21 protein-coding genes and 1 pseudogene are annotated in these 17,676 nt (G+C 23.7%); 19 read left to right on the top strand and 3 right to left on the bottom strand.

The window, feature by feature from the left end:
• Window positions 1-72: 72 nt before the first annotated feature.
• The 6 genes from ACZ91P_RS13105 to ACZ91P_RS13080 are packed head-to-tail and all read left to right on the top strand — an operon-like array spanning window position 73 to window position 4,503.
• Window positions 73-276 carry a DUF2649 family protein gene (locus tag ACZ91P_RS13105; RefSeq protein WP_465159005.1) on the top strand — a complete coding sequence of 68 codons (204 nt, stop codon included), beginning with the start codon at window positions 73-75 and terminating at the stop codon, window positions 274-276.
• Window positions 276-1,289, top strand: coding sequence for a hypothetical protein (locus ACZ91P_RS13100; protein ID WP_465156811.1), 1,014 nt, complete (start codon window positions 276-278; stop codon window positions 1,287-1,289). The genes ACZ91P_RS13105 and ACZ91P_RS13100 overlap by 1 nt, the downstream gene beginning before the upstream one ends.
• Window positions 1,282-1,716, top strand: a complete 435-nt coding sequence (locus ACZ91P_RS13095; protein WP_465155607.1) for a hypothetical protein — start codon at window positions 1,282-1,284, stop codon at window positions 1,714-1,716. The genes ACZ91P_RS13100 and ACZ91P_RS13095 overlap by 8 nt, the downstream gene beginning before the upstream one ends.
• A gap of 18 nt (window positions 1,717-1,734) precedes the next feature.
• Complete coding sequence (locus ACZ91P_RS13090) at window positions 1,735-1,971, top strand: hypothetical protein (RefSeq protein ID WP_465155605.1); 237 nt, start codon at window positions 1,735-1,737, stop codon at window positions 1,969-1,971.
• Window positions 1,972-1,982: 11 nt separating this feature from the next.
• The gene (locus tag ACZ91P_RS13085) at window positions 1,983-2,291 is read left to right on the top strand and encodes a hypothetical protein (RefSeq protein ID WP_465156743.1); all 309 of its coding nucleotides are present in this window, start codon (window positions 1,983-1,985) and stop codon (window positions 2,289-2,291) included.
• A complete protein-coding gene (locus tag ACZ91P_RS13080; RefSeq protein WP_465156809.1) occupies window positions 2,284-4,503 on the top strand; it encodes a spiroplasma phage ORF1-like family protein in 2,220 nt (739 codons plus the stop codon). The genes ACZ91P_RS13085 and ACZ91P_RS13080 overlap by 8 nt, the downstream gene beginning before the upstream one ends.
• Window positions 4,504-4,549: 46 nt before the next feature.
• On the opposite strand, the gene ACZ91P_RS13075 is transcribed toward ACZ91P_RS13080, so the two are convergent.
• The 3 genes from ACZ91P_RS13075 to ACZ91P_RS13065 form a co-directional block, all read right to left on the bottom strand.
• Window positions 4,550-4,969 (bottom strand): spiroplasma phage ORF1-like family protein, encoded by a 420-nt coding sequence (locus ACZ91P_RS13075; RefSeq protein WP_465156807.1) that lies wholly within the window; start codon window positions 4,967-4,969, stop codon window positions 4,550-4,552.
• 20 nt (window positions 4,970-4,989) lie between these two features.
• Window positions 4,990-6,084, bottom strand: coding sequence for a hypothetical protein (locus ACZ91P_RS13070; protein ID WP_465156805.1), 1,095 nt, complete (start codon window positions 6,082-6,084; stop codon window positions 4,990-4,992).
• 261 nt (window positions 6,085-6,345) lie between these two features.
• Window positions 6,346-7,269: a ribosome-inactivating family protein gene (locus ACZ91P_RS13065; protein ID WP_465156803.1), complete on the bottom strand. Its 924-nt coding sequence runs from the start codon at window positions 7,267-7,269 to the stop codon at window positions 6,346-6,348.
• A 199-nt stretch (window positions 7,270-7,468) separates the two neighbouring features.
• Here ACZ91P_RS13065 and ACZ91P_RS13060 point away from each other — a divergent pair, with 199 nt between their 5' ends.
• From ACZ91P_RS13060 to ACZ91P_RS13000, 13 genes and pseudogenes are all read left to right on the top strand, one after another.
• Entirely contained in the window at window positions 7,469-7,894 is a 426-nt protein-coding gene (locus ACZ91P_RS13060) for a hypothetical protein (RefSeq protein WP_465156801.1), read from the top strand.
• A gap of 140 nt (window positions 7,895-8,034) precedes the next feature.
• Window positions 8,035-8,553 (top strand): DDE-type integrase/transposase/recombinase, encoded by a 519-nt coding sequence (locus ACZ91P_RS13055; protein ID WP_465156757.1) that lies wholly within the window; start codon window positions 8,035-8,037, stop codon window positions 8,551-8,553.
• 148 nt (window positions 8,554-8,701) lie between these two features.
• Entirely contained in the window at window positions 8,702-9,454 is a 753-nt protein-coding gene (locus tag ACZ91P_RS13050; RefSeq protein ID WP_465156799.1) for a hypothetical protein, read from the top strand.
• A 189-nt stretch (window positions 9,455-9,643) separates the two neighbouring features.
• Window positions 9,644-9,913, top strand: a complete 270-nt coding sequence (locus tag ACZ91P_RS13045) for a hypothetical protein (protein ID WP_465156797.1) — start codon at window positions 9,644-9,646, stop codon at window positions 9,911-9,913.
• A gap of 13 nt (window positions 9,914-9,926) precedes the next feature.
• Window positions 9,927-10,103 (top strand): hypothetical protein, encoded by a 177-nt coding sequence (locus ACZ91P_RS13040; protein ID WP_465156795.1) that lies wholly within the window; start codon window positions 9,927-9,929, stop codon window positions 10,101-10,103.
• A 52-nt stretch (window positions 10,104-10,155) separates the two neighbouring features.
• A complete protein-coding gene (locus ACZ91P_RS13035; protein WP_465156793.1) occupies window positions 10,156-10,350 on the top strand; it encodes a hypothetical protein in 195 nt (64 codons plus the stop codon).
• Window positions 10,351-10,620: 270 nt separating this feature from the next.
• Window positions 10,621-11,163: a hypothetical protein gene (locus ACZ91P_RS13030; protein WP_465156791.1), complete on the top strand. Its 543-nt coding sequence runs from the start codon at window positions 10,621-10,623 to the stop codon at window positions 11,161-11,163.
• A complete protein-coding gene (locus tag ACZ91P_RS13025) occupies window positions 11,163-11,351 on the top strand; it encodes a hypothetical protein (RefSeq protein WP_465156789.1) in 189 nt (62 codons plus the stop codon). Before ACZ91P_RS13030 ends, ACZ91P_RS13025 begins: the two co-directional genes overlap by 1 nt.
• A complete protein-coding gene (locus tag ACZ91P_RS13020) occupies window positions 11,308-11,964 on the top strand; it encodes a hypothetical protein (protein WP_465156787.1) in 657 nt (218 codons plus the stop codon). Before ACZ91P_RS13025 ends, ACZ91P_RS13020 begins: the two co-directional genes overlap by 44 nt.
• Window positions 11,965-12,241: 277 nt before the next feature.
• A pseudogene (locus ACZ91P_RS13015) lies at window positions 12,242-13,219 on the top strand (IS30 family transposase).
• A gap of 789 nt (window positions 13,220-14,008) precedes the next feature.
• Complete coding sequence (locus ACZ91P_RS13010) at window positions 14,009-15,667, top strand: hypothetical protein (RefSeq protein ID WP_465156785.1); 1,659 nt, start codon at window positions 14,009-14,011, stop codon at window positions 15,665-15,667.
• A 904-nt stretch (window positions 15,668-16,571) separates the two neighbouring features.
• Window positions 16,572-16,856 (top strand): hypothetical protein, encoded by a 285-nt coding sequence (locus ACZ91P_RS13005; RefSeq protein ID WP_465156783.1) that lies wholly within the window; start codon window positions 16,572-16,574, stop codon window positions 16,854-16,856.
• Entirely contained in the window at window positions 16,811-17,644 is an 834-nt protein-coding gene (locus ACZ91P_RS13000; protein WP_465156781.1) for a hypothetical protein, read from the top strand. Before ACZ91P_RS13005 ends, ACZ91P_RS13000 begins: the two co-directional genes overlap by 46 nt.
• Window positions 17,645-17,676 lie beyond the last annotated feature (32 nt).

Genomic DNA, 17,676 nt, shown 5'->3' with positions numbered 1-17,676 from the left:
GTTTGTATTATTTATAGTTTTATTTTTTGGAATTTTTTTCAAACTTATTCAAAAAATGTGAAGTTTTTAAAACTGCAAAATGATTGAGAAAAATTAAAAGAGTTTTTTATTCATATATTTTTATTTATAAATAAATCTAATGTTGAAACTATTACAACTTGAAATTTAACACAAAATGAATATTTAACTTTAATGATTGGTGTTTGAATTGTAATTTTGTTTTTAACTTGGTTCTTATTGTGAATGATTTTTAAAATAGTTGGGTATTTTAAGTAATGAAAAAGTTTGTATTTTTTCTAATAAATTTTTGTTTTATTAATAGTTCAATGGTTTTGTTTAGTTTAATTGATTTATTACTTTGAATAATTTCATTAAATTATACTGGTTTAGTATTTTGACTTTTATTTGCTTTGCAGTGTGTTTATTTTGTTTGGTGAATTTGAAAAAATGTTTTTTATCAGTTAAATGTTTTTCGTTTAGTTTACTTTATTTGAGATAATCCGTTATCAGTAATTATTGGTAAATTAGGAACTGGTAAAACATTACTTTTAACTTTTTTATCACAAGTTATGAAACTTTTAACAAAGAAAATTTATAGTAATTATCCAATTGAAGATGATGCAATAAAACTTTTAACTTTTAATAATTTAGATTTTACTGATAGAACTAAATTAGTACCGCCTGACGATAGTTTAATTTTGTTTGATGAAAGTTTTTTATATATTGATAGAACTAGTCCCCACGAAGTTAAAAAAGTTCATGGTGGTAAAAGTGTGTGGATTGTTTTAGCAAGACATTTTAAAAATAGAGCGATTTTTACCGTACAGCGTGAGGGAATGATGTGAAATAATATTCGTCATTTAGCAAGTGGTATTATTATTCCGATTTCATTGAAAAAACCCGTTAAATCTAAATTAGGTAATATTTTTAATCGTAGTTTTGTTATGCGAATTGGTATTTTTCAAGATATTACAGATTATGAAATTTGAAAAACAAAATCAGTAGAACGAATAGCAGAAGGTAAAAGAGCAAAACATAAGTCGGATGTTGGATTAGGAATTCGATTTTTTAAAATAATTATTCCGCTTGAATTTGCAAATAAATACGATAGTCATTGATTAAGTTTTGTCCGTGATTTAAAAAATGATGAAGTTGTTAATAAAAAAGAATATTTTTGAAAAGATATATCAAAATTAAATAATAAACAACGCTTAGAATTGTTTGATATTGATATTTTGAAAGAAAATTTAAAAGCAAAAAAAGGGAAAGGAAAGATAAAAAATGAGTAATTTATTAAGTGAAAGCGTTAATAACGATAATTGAAATAAGATTTTTAGTTTTATTTTTGATACTTTTTTATTTGTTTTTGATGTAATTTGAAATACTAAATTGCCAATGACAAATATAACGATTGCTTATTTTTTAATCTTTTTTATGGTTATTAAGTTATCAATTTATGCTATTCATGGAACATCAACTAATTATAACGATTTAGGTTCAACAGTTAAAAGTGGTGTTATTAATAGTTCTAAACTATATGGTGCTACTGTTCGGAGTGTTTCTAGTACTAAACAAGGTTTACAAAAACATATTAAAGAATGAAAACAATTTAAAGTTAGTCGCAATAAACAACAGTTATCAAGTTTAGCAAGACAAGCAAAAACAAGAGAACAAGGATTTAAAAGAATTCATAGCACTAAAAGAATAAAAAAATAAGTAAGGAGTTGATTTTATATGATTAAGTTAGTTTTATTGGTAGTGGCAATCGCTATATTCGGTACAGGTTTTATAACAATTATTATAAATCAATTAACATCAGCAAAAAATATTATTATGGATTTATATAATTCTGATACTTGATTATTATCTATTTTTGGTAAAATGGCCATTTTATTTAGTCATCCGTTAATGTTAACAATATCAAGTTTATATATTATTGGTTTTATTATTTCAAAAACATTATATAGTTAGGAGTTGAATTTATGAAAAGTAATGTAGAAAATAAAAAAGAAAAGAAACAAAATGGTTTGTTTATTTCTTGGGTTGATTTGATTTTGTATCTTATTATAAGTTTTTTGTTAACGCTTGTATGTATTTTAGATACAGTTTCAACGATTGAAGAATTAAAAGAAAAATATGCTGGTATAAATTTTTATATAATTTATGGTTTATGATTTGATATATTGTGATATATCTTAATAATTCATTATTTTTATGGTTATTTATTTAATGAAATTATTAAATTAATAAAAGAAAATTGTAAAAATAAATTGGTAAAAAATAATGCGTAAGTTTTTAGTATTATTTTCGTTTATACCAATTTTATTGATTTCTTTTTTCTCATTAGGGGCGATGACATTACAACAAAACCATCAATCACAACAAACAGAAGAAAAAGCAAGAACAAAGCGAAGTGTAGAAACTGGTATAAATGAAACTGATTTTATTAATACAATGTTTTTACGCAGTATTTTTTTCGAAAATTGAAGTGATACCAATTATTTTATTAATCCTACTTTAAAAACATCAAAATCATTAATTTATAACGATAAATGATATTTAGATTTTTTAAAGGATAGTTATTCAACTGGTGTTTCTTACAATAAAACTAGTGATAAGTTTATGGATTTATATAAAAATTGAGATACTTATGTTAAACAATATAACATTAATAAATTTTATGATGTTGATAAAAAACAATTTTTAAGAGAATTAACAAATTTTATTTGTTCTTTTACAACTAAATATAATTTAACGCAAATGTTAAATAAATTAAAAACAAATATAAATGATTTACAATCAGTTAATTTAATAGAAGATAATTGAAAATTAATTACTAATTATAATTCATTTGTTTTTAATAAAGAAAATAAATTTTATTTTTTTGTTTTTCAACCTTTTAATGGTAAACAATGAAAAATATTAAAATTTAAACATGATACAGATTTTGCTAAAGAAATAGATGGTATTCCTTTTATTCCTAGTGATATAAAAGTTTATGCTGAAGCAAGTAAATTAAAAGGTCTTTATCGTTGAGATGATAATGGTGAACCACAAATACCAGCAATTAATAAAACCATTGGTGAAATTACAGATTGAAATATTAATAGTCAAAATAAGATTAAAGATTTTTTAAATAATTACTTAGATGTTATTATTCAAGAAAATATTAGAGTACAGCAAGGCGGTAATCCTGATTATGAGATTCCCATTGTTGGAACACAACGAATAATCTTTGATTTTGAAATTATTAATAATTTGGACAAGTCTAGTATTGATACTATTTTAACTAAAAAATCAATTTATCGGATGGTTTTAACAATTGATAAAGATAATAATATTATTGCTGGTAGTTTAGAATTAATACATCTTAAACAATATTGGAATGGATATGATTATAATAGTTATCGATATACTGATGATTTAGGTTTTTTATTTTCTTTTATGAAAGATAAAGAAAATACATTTAATTTTAGTGCTGAAACATATAATTATTATCAGGGTAATACTCCTAATACTGGTAAAGAAGTTTTTGAACAGATGAAAGGTCAAATTGATATTAATAAATTTTTAAAAGCCTTTTTTGCATATGCTTTGGTACCTGTGTTTCAAAATCGTAGTAATTTTATTGAAAGTGGTTATATTGATAATTTACAATATGATACTGTTTTAATTAATTTTTTTGGTTTAAAATTAGTTAATTTTAGAGATGTTTTAATTGATGAAAATAATATTAATAAAAATCGATTTGAAAAATTATTAAATAGTATGTTTACAGTTTCACAAAACTTTTATAAAGATTATTTACGAACAATTTTTGATTTAGAAAATAATACTTATACACAAGGATATAATAAAAAATATGGTTTATTAGCAAATAATGGTTTTAAAATTTATCCTCGTTACTTTTATTTTTCTGATAAATATAAATCATTAGATTTTAAGATGTATTCTGCTTATAAAAATCGATTTTATAACACTAATTATGGAGATGTATTTAATTATGATTTTTCTGTTGCAAATGATTATAATATTAATCAAAATGAGGATTATGTTTTTGAAGGAACTTTAAAAAACAAGTATGGTTTAAAATATAAGAAAATGGAAGAACAAAAAATCGGTTATAATGTTTTTGAATTACAAGCACAAAAAGATAATGATATGTATTATTATTATGATTTTAATTTTGGTATTTATAACTGACAAGAAATTAATAACGGTGGATTATTTCCTGATAGTCAATGATGACAAGCACAATATGAAAGTTGTAGTTGATATAATTTAGCGTGTCATATCAGAAATGTGGCAATTTGAATAGTTAATAATATCCCTGGTATTAAACAAGTAAACGAACTAGCGAGTGGTGTTGGTAAGATTTTTCAAACAATTTATAGTTTTTTTAGTCAAACATTTGAAGTATGAAAATTTAGTCCTGCATTGTATAGTGCAATAACTAATTTATTTTTATTAATTATATTTATGAAATTTGTGCGATTAATTTAAAAAGGAACTTAAAAATAGTTCCTTTTTAACCTTTTCAATCTGTAATTTAACCAATGGTTTTATTAATTGCTGGTATTTGTGGTTCACCATTATCATCTCAACGATAAAGACCTTTTAATTTACTTGCTTCAGCATAAACTTTTATATCACTAGGAATAAAAGGAATACCATCTATTTCTTTAGCAAAATCTCTATCATGTTTAAATTTTAATATTTTTCATTGTTTACCATTGAAAGGTTGAAAAACAAAAAAATAAAATTTATTTTCTTTATTAAAAACAAATGAATTATAATCATTAACTAATTTTCAATTACTATTTTTTGGTGGTTGTTGTGGATTATATGATGGTTCTGGTTTATTGCCCTCCCCGTTTTCACTATTATTTGGTTTTTCACAACTAATTAATGATGTTGTGCTTGTTCCAGTTAAAATGATTGTTCCTAAAAGACTTAATATTTTTTTCATATTTTTAATTCTATAAAATATTAACCAAAATGATAAGAGTCTGTTGTATCTGCGTAAATGGCTTTTTGTCTTTCATCAGAACTTAAATTTGATCAACCATAAGTATTTCGTGTTACAACAAAAATTGATTTATTGTCAGGATTACCACTTTTAACTAGGTTAATCACCTCGTTATGAAATTCAAAAAATCCTGAGTAAATAATATCTACAATATAATTTATATACCCCGTCTCCATATTTTCGGCTGAAAATCTTATTGGTAATTTTGAAATTAATTTAAATAAATATGATTTAAAATCAGACGTACTTCTTTCAAAGAAAATTTTTTCAATAACGCGAGAAGTATTTAATGATAATTTAACTACGAGTCCATTATGACCATAATTTCAAATTATTTTAAAAAAATCATTTTTAGAATCATAATATGGATTTTCATCACTAATTGGTAAACAAGTTAAACTACCATTATCATTAAAACCACTATCTCTTAGTTTTTTATTTTTAAAAATTTCGGTAAGAACTCAGGCAGAACCATCATTATCAACAGTGATTGATTGAATTGGTTCATTTAGGCCAGATACTTTTTTTACTTCATCACTACCATTGCCTTTTCTATAATAAACACCATTTGTTGTTCCAAAATAAGCTGCGTTTGTTTTTAATTCACCAGCACTATCCTTATGTAATAAAGCCATTGAAGTAACATTGTCTGGAATACTTGGTAGCAAATAAGCATCTCTATCTAAAAGATTATAACCAACCAAATATACTTTACCACTTTGTGTGACCCCACTTGATTCTCTTATACTTCTAATATTTTCATTTGAACAATAATTTTGTAATGGAAATGTAATACTACTCATTAATCTATAATCACAATCCATTAATTTTTCTAATTTTAAAACATTCCCATTTTTATTACGGATTAAATACAAGTCCTCAGTGGTTCTGATATAAGCATCTCTAACCTCTCTATCTACAGCCTTAGTATTTTTATCTAAAATTTGGACTGAAATTATATCTCCCTTAATTTTTGCAATATCTGATTCTAAATCACAAAATTTTTGATTTAAATTATCATTTATATCTCTTTTTGGTTTGATCCATGATGGCATGAGGTAGTTATATAATTAACAGCTATTAAAAATAAAATTCTTAAAGTATGGGAATTATAAATTTCATCTGAAAATACATTTATTGGTGTATAAGATAGTACTTGTTCATAAAATCAATTTCTTCATGTGTTTCTATATATTTCTATTAATAACTCCTATTGGCTGATGATTTTCGTCAAAATAATTACTGTACGGGTGGCTTTGAATACCATAATTTCAACGTTCTCAAGCTAATCTCAAAATACTGCTACCTTGTTGATTTTAGTCCATTGCAATTTTATAAAGATTTTCTTCTGTTTGCTCACCTTTCCCAAAAACAATAGATTGTTTATTTTCAATAACTTTATTGTTAATTTCATTATTTATTTTTCTAAATCGTCAATTCTCTGCAACAACTACAGCAATTATCCCTAAAGAATTTCTAATATCTCTATTAATTTCTCCTTGGTAGTTAGATAATGTTTTAAAGGAATTAACAATTGTGCTTCAATTAATATTTAAATTAATTCCATTTCCGTTTCCATCAACGAAAAGATCTCTATAATCAGCTTTAAATTTCAAAGGAGTGGAACTACTAATATTAATATTATCTATAGAATCTATATGTCTTATATCAGCTTCTGAAAAATAATAATATTTATTTTTTACAGTAAACCCCTCCAAATAAAGATCCTTAGTTCTAAAAACTAAATCAATTCTTTGAGATTGTGAATTTTCCTCAATAATAACAGGAACAGTAAAACCGTTGTAGGGTGTGCCTACAAACTTATATGTTGGTTTACCTCTTACTGAACCTTTAAATCTATCTCCCATTTTGGGTGTAGTATTATCTTCAACTTTAAATCTATTTAAGACAACAATCTCACTATTATCATTTATAACAGTACTTGTACTAGGCTGATCATTCTCTATATTAAATATAACACGTAGTATGTCAGCTTGTATTAAAGCACGAAAAACTTTATTATGTCAATTTTTAAAAGAATTAGGATTATTTATGTTAATTCTTATATCTTCTAAATTAACATTAAATAAATTATTGTTTTCTCTTTTATTTCTGATTAAATTTTCTAAATTATTTTCTTGCTTTTCATATGTACTTGTAGCTGTACTTGTAGCAATTGTTGTTTGTATTACAGTTCCATTAATTGTTAATATACTTAATAAATTTAAAAGTTTTTTCATTATTTGTATTTTCCCTTTTTTATCTTGAAACTTTTTATCAAGATCTATTGACATTATATATATAAGCATTTTTAAATATATTTTAGAAACGATACTTACTTATGATTATGATTGTTTAAAAAAGTTTGAAGTTTTATAAAAATTATTTTAAATGATATAACTATACTATATTATTTTTTAAAAAAAATGAGGTGAATTAATGAAATATATTATTAATGATTCTAATTTAAGTGATTTACAAGCAAAATTGCAAGATTTTTTAAGTAAAAATTGTCAAAATAAATATTATAAAAGAATAAAAAAGAAAATATTTGCATATATTAATTTATGTAAGGAGTTTTTTCTTGAAACTAAGTTGTTATTAAAAGATTTAATTAAAAAATATTTTAAAAATAAATTTTCAACTTTTTATTATTGAGCAAATAAAATTTTACTTGCATATGCAAATAATAATTTTAAAGATTTATTATTAAAATCAACAGTTCCTAATAATATTAATTATCAATATGGTGAAGATACTCGAAAAAATATATGTGATTTATATTTTGAGTATTGTAATAAACACGGTGGCGGTGTTTTATCTTTGTTTTATAATTTAAAAAAGGAATTCACGGCGAAGAATTAAAAAGTGAAGCACCAAAAAATTTAAAAACATTTTTTCGTTGACTTAAAAAAGATAAACGTTGATTAAAAATAAAAAATAAAATTAAAGAAATTAAAAGACAACACCCAAGATATGAAGTTAAAGAATTAGGATTATTACAAATGGATGCTAAATATTTTATGCCAAGTAAATTTCCAGTTGATAAAAAGTATTATGTTTATGATTTTATTGATGAAAGAATCAGAGGAGTATTCGGTTATATTTATGATAAATTATGCACTGAGAATGCTATTGATGCTGTTAAAAGAGCAATCCGTGATTTTAAAAAAATATTTGGTATTAAAATAACACGAATTAGAACTGATAACGGTTCTGAATTTATTAATAGTCATCGGAATAATCAAAAAAGTACTGTTAAAGAAAATAATTTTACTCAATTTTTAACAGATAAAAATATTTTACATCAAACAACACCCGTTCGTTCTCCGCAGTCAAACGGTAAAATTGAAAGATTTCATCAAAATTATACTAAGTTATTTGTATTTGATAAAAAAATATTGGATGCAGCTGGTTTACAAAATAAACTAAATGATTATTATTACTTTTATAATTTTGAAAGAGTGCATAAATCTTTGAATTTTCAGACACCATTTGAATTTTTAAATAATTTAACTAAATAATTTTAAATTTATAAAGTTTTATTTAAACTATTTTTTAGTGTGTCAATTTTAAAATTTTTATTTAAATATGTATCATTTTTAATGATGTTTTTATATTTTAAATTATATATTTTATTATTTTTTCTTGTTTTCTTGCAATCTCCAAAATGTGTGTGGTATACTACATACTTTGGAAAATTATAATAATTTTATTCCAATGACAGGTAAAATTACAAAAGTTCCAGTTCGTTATAATAAGTTCTTTAAAGGTGATATAGAATTATGATTTAAAACATTTGCTTTAAAAACCCAAAATATGATTAATTCTTACTTAAACTATCCATTTTCAAAGCTAAAGTTTGAAACATTTAAAGATCCATTATTAAAGAAAATTTGTATTAATATGGTGTTTATTACGATTGAACATTGAACATTTAACCGTATTTCAATTGAGTTTTTTGCTTCGGCAAATATGAGTGTTGGTGATATTAATTATTCTTCACAAAATGACCCTATGGCAACATGACAAGGTCTATTGTCTACCTATGCAAAATCATTGGCTAATTTAACAACTTTAAAGAAAATGTTTCGTACTTTTCAAGAAGAAGGTATTGATTTAACAATGATTGATTTAGAAGCATATTATACTCAATTAGAAGTTGATGCTTTATTAGATAAACTTGTTATAGAAAAAATTAAAGATGAAAAACTTGCAAAAATAAAAGAAGAAATTTTAGATGAATTAAAAAAATCAATTGTTATACCAAAAGTTCCAGATTGAGAAATTGTTGATACTAGTGATTTTATAGTTGGCCAAACTGGATATAATATTCCTAATTTTGATAAAGAAAATTATATTTATAGAATTTGAGCCTCAGGAAAAAATAACAAAGGAGATTTAAAAAGTCAAGAGATGTTGTAAACAAGGCATAGTTTTAGACAAACAATAAGTGTTATATATAATCAAATAGGTGTTAATAGTGCATGTTTAGCATTATCTATTAATCCTGATGGATTGATTAATATTGGAGTTAATGGTCCAGCAACATTTAAACCTTTGGGATTTGTGTTTATTGAAAGAAAAAAGGTAAATTAGAAAGGAGATGTTATTATGCCAAAAGTAGAAGTTAAAGATGTAATTATGTTTTTGAAAATATTTGGAGTTTCATCATTGTTTTTTATTGCAGGAATTATTATTTGTTTTATAGGAGAAAAAACATTAGGTATTTCTTGACGAGCATATGTTATTGTTTCAGCAATGCTTATCGGAGCTGGAATTATAGTTTTGATTATTGAAACAATTAGATTTATCAAAACACATAACAAAGAACAAAAACAAGATAGTATTGAAGATGTTATTAAAAAAGAAGATACAAAATAAAGAGGTGTTATAAATGGGATTATTATCAGCAAAAAAGAAATTAAAAAAATATGATATTGATAGTTATTATCTTAATTTAGCATCAACGATTACTAATTGCAAAAATGTTACTGTTCAAAAACATAATGAGATTTTAGAAAAAAGAATTTGTGAAGATAATGCTAATTTTTTAAATCCGCGAGATTTATAATCCACTTACTAATCAAAAAATAGATACTAAATTAATTAATAGCTTTTTAAAAATGCAGGACTTTACCAATAAGAATTGATATAACGAATATAAAATTAATAAGAATCGTAAAGGTGCATATTTTATTTTTGCTAATAATTCAAAAATTAATTTTATTACTATTAATTTTTACAATGACCAGTATTATGAATTAGGTAATTTAGTATCTTGCACTTTTGATTATGACCCTTATATTAAAAATGATTAGAGTATTTTTATTACTGAAAAATTAGAGATTGATGCTGTAACTAAACAAGTTAAAGTTATTAGAAAGTTAAAAACACGATTATATAGTACTATTACCGACTTATATATTGATGATGCTAAATGAAATAACTATACAACTTTACAAAGAGAAGAAATATTATTACTTAATTTTATTCCAATTCAAATTATTCCTAATAACCCTAATTTTGATCCTTCTGCTCCTTATGGCAAACAATTTGCTAGTATTTTAGATATTATTGCTGAAAAGATAATGTTAGATCCATTATTAAATAGTGGTAAATTTACTATTAATACTAATGGAGTTACTGGTGTGGTTGACCAAGAAATTAGTAAAATGCTGGCATCATTTATTGAAAATGACTTGTTATTAGTTGAAGGAGACCCTGATAGTAATTTTCAACCAGTAGACTATATTGCTGGTAATTTTAAAGGTGAGCAATTAACTAAAATATATGATTGATTATTAACAAATTACTATAAAATAAATCGACATCATGTTCCCGCCATTGCTAAGGGCGCACAACAAACTCAGGCAGAAGTTGCTGGTGTAAATATTCAAACAAATGCATCATACGAACAAATGATATATATTAGAGAAATTAAATTAACTGAATTTATTATTAAGTTAATTAAATATGATAATGCTATTTTAAACAGTAGAACATTCAATATTAAAAATATTGACGAGTTTATTGTTGATGTTCGCTTACCAGTAAATGCTACATTAAACAGACAATTAAAAAACAACGAAACTATTATCAATATGCCTAATGAAAAAGGAGAACAAGAATAATGTTAAAACCATCTGAAAAAATGTTAGCACAATTAGCAGAAAATAATGAACCAATTGACTATTCAATTGATAGTATTCCGTTAGATTTTGCTAGTCAATCGCAGTACAGCGACCATGATTTAGAACAATTATTTACAGAAGCCCGTGCAAGAACCTTATATATTTATAAAATTAATAAATCTTGTTAAAACAAAAAAACCAACCTTAAACTATTCTCAAAATAGCGTTAAAATAGGTTTTATTGACAAAGATGAATATATTAAAATAACTGGTTATGAAATTAGTGATTTTAATTTTAAATTACAAATTCAACAAAACACCACAGTCCAAGATAATAGCACAAGTTATGTAATGATTGATGAAAAAGATATTTTAATCAATGATATTTCAAAACAAGATAAAGAATTTTTAGAATCCTATGACTTAAAAATAGTTTCTATTAATGAACCAATTACCGAAAACAATAAAAATGAATGTTATATTATTGAAGAATATAAGCGTCCTTATTCACCTGATGGCATTGATATTATTAAATCTACCCACTTAGTTAAAATAACTGATTTTAAGTGAAAAAAACAGAATAGTATTCATTTAGTTTTACAAAAATCATTGCCAGAAGATACAGTATTTACTGGCATTGAAATTAAATACCCTAAATCAATGTTATTTGGAAATATTAAGTGTTGAGGCAATATCAATGGTGTTTATTCTTATCCAACATCAAATATTGAAAATGCTAGTTTAGTACCTTTGTTATCAATGCCAATTGAAACAAACCCTAATTTAAGAGTATTTCAATAAAAAACTATATTCAAGGTAAAGATATTTTAGATTTAATAAATAAAAATGCTTTAGATAAAGTTTTATTTAATTATTTAACATATCGTTATAATTATGACCGTAAATTTCAAGGAGCAAAATACAACGAAATCAAATGTATTAATTATTCATTGCCCGTAATGTTCAACTATTTAATTTAAATTCATTATTATCTTATCATCATTAAATTTAATGTCAATAATTTACTTTTATTTTTTTTATTGTATTATGTAAATATTTTAAAAAAGGGTAGCAAAAAATGAAAAAGTTTAAACATTTAAGTTTTATTGAAAGATGTAATTTAAAAGAATCGTTAGAATCTGATATTTTTAAGAAAAAAATGGCACTCTTAATATATCAAAAATAGCAAGATATATGGGTCGTAATAAAAGTACTATTAAATATCACTTAAAACATTATAAACATATTAAACGATATTATCCTATGCAAGAACATAAACGATATTTAGAAAATCGTAAAAATTGTATAAAGAAAACTACTTTAACTTTTAAACAATTATTATGATTAGATGAAAAATTTAATAAATTTCATTATACACCTAAACAAATATGTAAATTATATGAAATTGAATTTAATGATAAATTCCCTATGTGTTTTAAAACACTTTATAAATATATTTATTTAGGTTTATTTGGTTTAAATAAACGTAATTTGTATTTTCATAGTAAAAAAAGATACATAAAGGGAAAAAATATAAACGTGGTAATTTAAGCAATGATTTTAAAATTATTAAACAAGCAAAACATGAAAAAGGTACTTTTGGTTGATTTCAAATGGATACTATTGTTGGTAAAGATAAGAAATCAACATGTTTAACATTAACAGAAGAATTTACTAAATTTACCTTTTTTAAAAATTAAAAGAAAAAAATTCAACAGAAGTATTAAAAACTTTAAAACAAATTTTTAAAAATAAACTTTTAAAAAAACATTTAAAGGGAATTATAACTGATCAAGGAAAAGAATTTTGAAATTGAAAAGATATTGAAAAACATCTTAAAACAAATGTATATTTTTGTGATAAAGGTAGTCCTACACAAAAACCAATTGTAGAAAGAATGAATAGAGATATAAGGCGAGAATTACCCAAAAGTACTGATTTTAGAATTATTAAACAAGATAAAATAGATTGAATAATTAATACAATTAATGATAAGATAAGACCTTGTTTAAATTGAGAAACACCAACACAGTTATTTAATAAATATATTAAATAAATTTATTAATTGGCAATACCGGATATATTAAAGTAACTTTACCACAACTTACAAAAATAGAAAAAGTTGATATTTCTTCTCGCGAGGGTACTATTCCATATAGTGCTTTAGAAATTAAAGCAGCGAATCCAAATGCGACAACTATTAATGAATTAGAAAAAATTAATATTGAAGCAACGCTTGTTGCTAAAGTGCTAAAAATTGTGAAAGATATAGTATAAGCAGTAACTGCTGAGAATTATACAATTACAAATAATGCTTAGCCAGATGATTATTCAAAGCAAAAAGAAGTCATAATTTTAGTTAAAGCAAAAGACACTTCAAAATATATTTCTGGAAAATTTGCTTTTAAGGGTTATGTAAAAGCTATCAAATAATATTTTCACTTTATTTAAAAAGATTAACACGATAAAAAGTTAATCTTTTTTATTTCATATGATAATTTATAATAAAAATTATTTTGATTTTAAATTTTAATTTGTTGCAGTTTATATTAGAGTTTACATACTAATAAAAAATAAAAAAATTTGCTAATTATAAATAGTTTTTCATAAATTAATAGTATAATTTAAATACCTTAAAGCACAAAATAATTTATTTTAATCAAAAACAGCAATCATTAGGAGGTTATAAGATATGGCCAAATATTAGAAAATATTTGATAATTAGTATTTGTTATTTTAAATTTATGCTTTATTAAAAGTAGTTTTTATTACAATTAATTTTATTTTTAATTAGTATGTTGGTTATCAACAATAAATTTTTAATATATTAAAAGGAGAAAAAATTATGGGAAAGTTTCATACAATAGCAAGTAGTTTATTAGTGTTTGGAACTATTAATATGACATTTGTACCTACTTCTAGTTTTATTAATCAAAAGGGATATATTACAGAACTATCACCAACAGCAGTTTCATCACTTGACAAAGATAATTTTATTTATTCAGGCTATTTATTACAGTATTTTATTTATAAGTCTTCCAATATTGTCCAAAACAAAACAGTAAAAATGATAGAAAACAATATTGTTGCTAATAAAGATATAATTTATAATACTAAAACTAATATTAATAATGTGAGAATCGATACGAAAGAATTATTTGAAATGTCATTAATGGCCTCGATTATTAATACTAGTATTTATGGAATGAAAACTTGGAAAGAATTTTTTGCCGAAGCATATTCAAAATGAATGACAATGCCAAACGAAATGAAAAATAAAAGCTGAGAGATTTTAAATAATTTTTTTATTGATATTTATACTCCGCTTCAAAAAGAGAATTTTGGTTCCCGAATTACTTCTTTACAAAAACAACGTGCTAAAATTGATCAGTATGTTGCAAAGTCAAATATTAGTTATAATACTAATTTAACAACTAAACCAATTTATGCAGTTGATTTAAAATATTTTTTGCCATCTTTTGAACTTGGTTTACAACAATTAATTCCCCAAAATAGGAAATTATGAGCACGGAATTATACTTTTAATGCTCTTAAAACAAGTTTAATTATGTGGCAGTCAAGTGGAATGCAAGATATTGAAACTGATAATGTTAGTTTTGACGGAAATATTCTACGAAATAGCATTATTAATAATGGTAATCAGGATTTAACAGCGGAATTAGGAAATATGATGAATGATTCATATACGCAAGCATCACAATCAGCGATTATAAAATTTGAAAATTTTATGAATACTAGTAAACAGCAATATTATTTATCATTTGATAAGTTAGATGAAGATTTAAAAAAGATAACAGAATATGAAAATAATTATTATCATGAAAAAGGGAGCACTATTTTCTTAAAAGATAGCGTGCAAGCAATGCAAAAATATTATCAATGAACTGATGAACTGACGGAGTTTCTTAAAGAACAAATTTTAAATTTATTTAATATGACTTATGCAATAACTGGTGACAATTTTAAATATTTTTTAACGGGATTTTTATTTTCTCCTGATGCTCCATTGTTAGAAAAAGGTAGACAAACAGCAGCTTATACAAATTATTCTTTTCAATTATTACCAGGGTCAAATCGTTTTATTTCAACTAGACGGGCTTATATCGTTATTTCTGCAAAAGAATTTGATAATGTTTTGCAGGGAAAAACTATTTTTGAATATTTAATTGGATGATGAAGCTCACCAAATGTTTTTTGTACTTTGAACCATGAGATGGGGCATGCTGTTGATGCCTACTATGGAATGATTAAAGAAGCACGAAATGTTGCATCAAAATATTTTAAGAATCTTGTAAATAGTTTAGGAATTAAAGGGCAATATATGGGTAACATTTTTGGCTATGATGATATTGCAAGTTATAATCAAAAGGTTAACATTATTAAAATTCTTTTTATTATTATGTTTGGTGCTTTTTGCACAAGTATTATTATTGCCGTTGTTTGATGTACTAGTCGTAAGATTAGACCTCAAAAGAAATTGTAAATTGTAAATGTAAATGTAGCACTTTATTGAAAAAAAGTGCTTTTTATTTTGTAAAAAATACTTATATTTATTGAATTAATCGTTAGATAGTATCTTTTACACTTAATAAAATATGTTTTTTCAGAAAAATCCATCCTTTCTTTTCTTAAAAAATTTTGAATAATTGTTTTATTTAGTTGTTAGTTAATTGTTAAATATAATTACTAAAAAATATATTTAATAAACAAAGAATTAAAAAAGATAATGAGATAAAAAAAGATACTATCTAACGATTAATCCAAAATTCAATCTTTAAAACTTAATATTTTTTGATGCTTAAAGATGGATAACTCATCTATGGCACGAAGCCTTAAAGAAAGTGTAAAAGCGATTGGATTTACTACTCCTATTTATTTCTTTAATTCTCGGCAAGATTAATCACTTGCGAAATGTCAGAGCATGTGTTTTTTGGCTTGTTTTCATAAAAAGAGTCTTGTTAAATCGAAAAAAACAATATCGGACACTAAAAAAACAAGAGGGTTGGAACTCCAAAAGGTTATTTTCTTTATATAAGTTGTGTAGGGATGGATAAGGCGTAATTAATAACTGGGTAAACTGTTTTTTGTTTATTTCCGTATGGGGGTAAACTCTATCAAAATATCCTATCCGCCCCCGCCCACCTTCAAAGTGGAGCGGGCGGCGAAGTAATTAAATATTAAAATAAATTATTTACTAAATATCAAAATATTAACCAATAAAGGAATATTATTTTTTTTACAGAAAGGAAAATATTTGATGAAAAAATGAAATAAAAAAATTAAAAATAAATTACAAGAATTAATGATACAAGCTTATCTGGTAACAGTAAATGATATTAATGGTGAAATTTAAACAACAAATAAAAAGAATTAAGGAGTATAGATAAATGACAGAATATAAAAGTAAATATATTAATAAAACTTGAAATGAAATAACAACATCATTTGATTGAGTTAATTGTCAACCTATTAATTGTCGTATTTCATATCATAAAAAGCATTATGATTTGCAATGTTTAGAATGAGCCAAAATGTACTTAAATTTATTTAAAGACAAGTGAGATATTATTGCTTCTTATATGCAACATTACAAAATTAACGATATTTTAGATTTAGTATCAGATGGATGAAAAATATTACAAATTGACAAAAAAATAAACCAGATAAATTAAAATATATTATTGCAATTGACCCTGCTGGAATTGGAAAAACTGGTATTATTATTTATAATGTTTTGCAAAAGAAAATAATTAATAATATTACTTTTAATTTCAAAAATGAAGAAGAAGCAATAAATAATATGTATTTAATATTAAATGAGTTTAAAAATAAAATTTGTTCTTATTTAAAAAAAGTTATTGTAATAATTGAAGATTATCAACTTCATAAGGGTTTAAAAATAAAAAATCCATTATCTACTCCTAAATTTATTGGTGGTTTAAAAGTTTTATGCAAATATCTATTACCAGATGGTGTTAATGCAATTGCCTTTAAATTTAGTAAAAAATATGACCCTCTTATCTTACGTAAAAAAGACCATACTCCATTAAGAGTTGGTACAGCTGCATTGGGTACTGGAATGGGTAATACTTTGATTATGGAAAGAGTTTTATATTTAGGTGGGGCAGTAGTTGAACCTAAGGGAATTATTAAACATATTGTTTCAAAAATTGATATTAGTAAAATTAATAAAATAGATAAACCAAATATTCATGTTACAGACCCAACAAAAGCAACAGCCGAACAGTTAAAATCACAATTTAAAGATGTTGTTTTAAAAGCAGTAAAAGCAGTAAATAGTTCTTTAACTGAAAGTGATTTTGATTACTTTATTGAAAGTAAATGTGAAGACTGACCAATTAATATTACAAATTATAAAACTGTTGAAGTTCAAATTGATGGTAAAAACAACGCTACTGGTCAAACAAATCCGATTGATGTTAAAATTAAAAATTCTTAATAGTACTAAAAAATAGTACTTTTTTGTTTGAT

Source organism: Spiroplasma endosymbiont of Halictus nicosiae, assembly GCF_978018445.1.
This window is presented reverse-complemented; position numbering and strand designations above follow the sequence as displayed.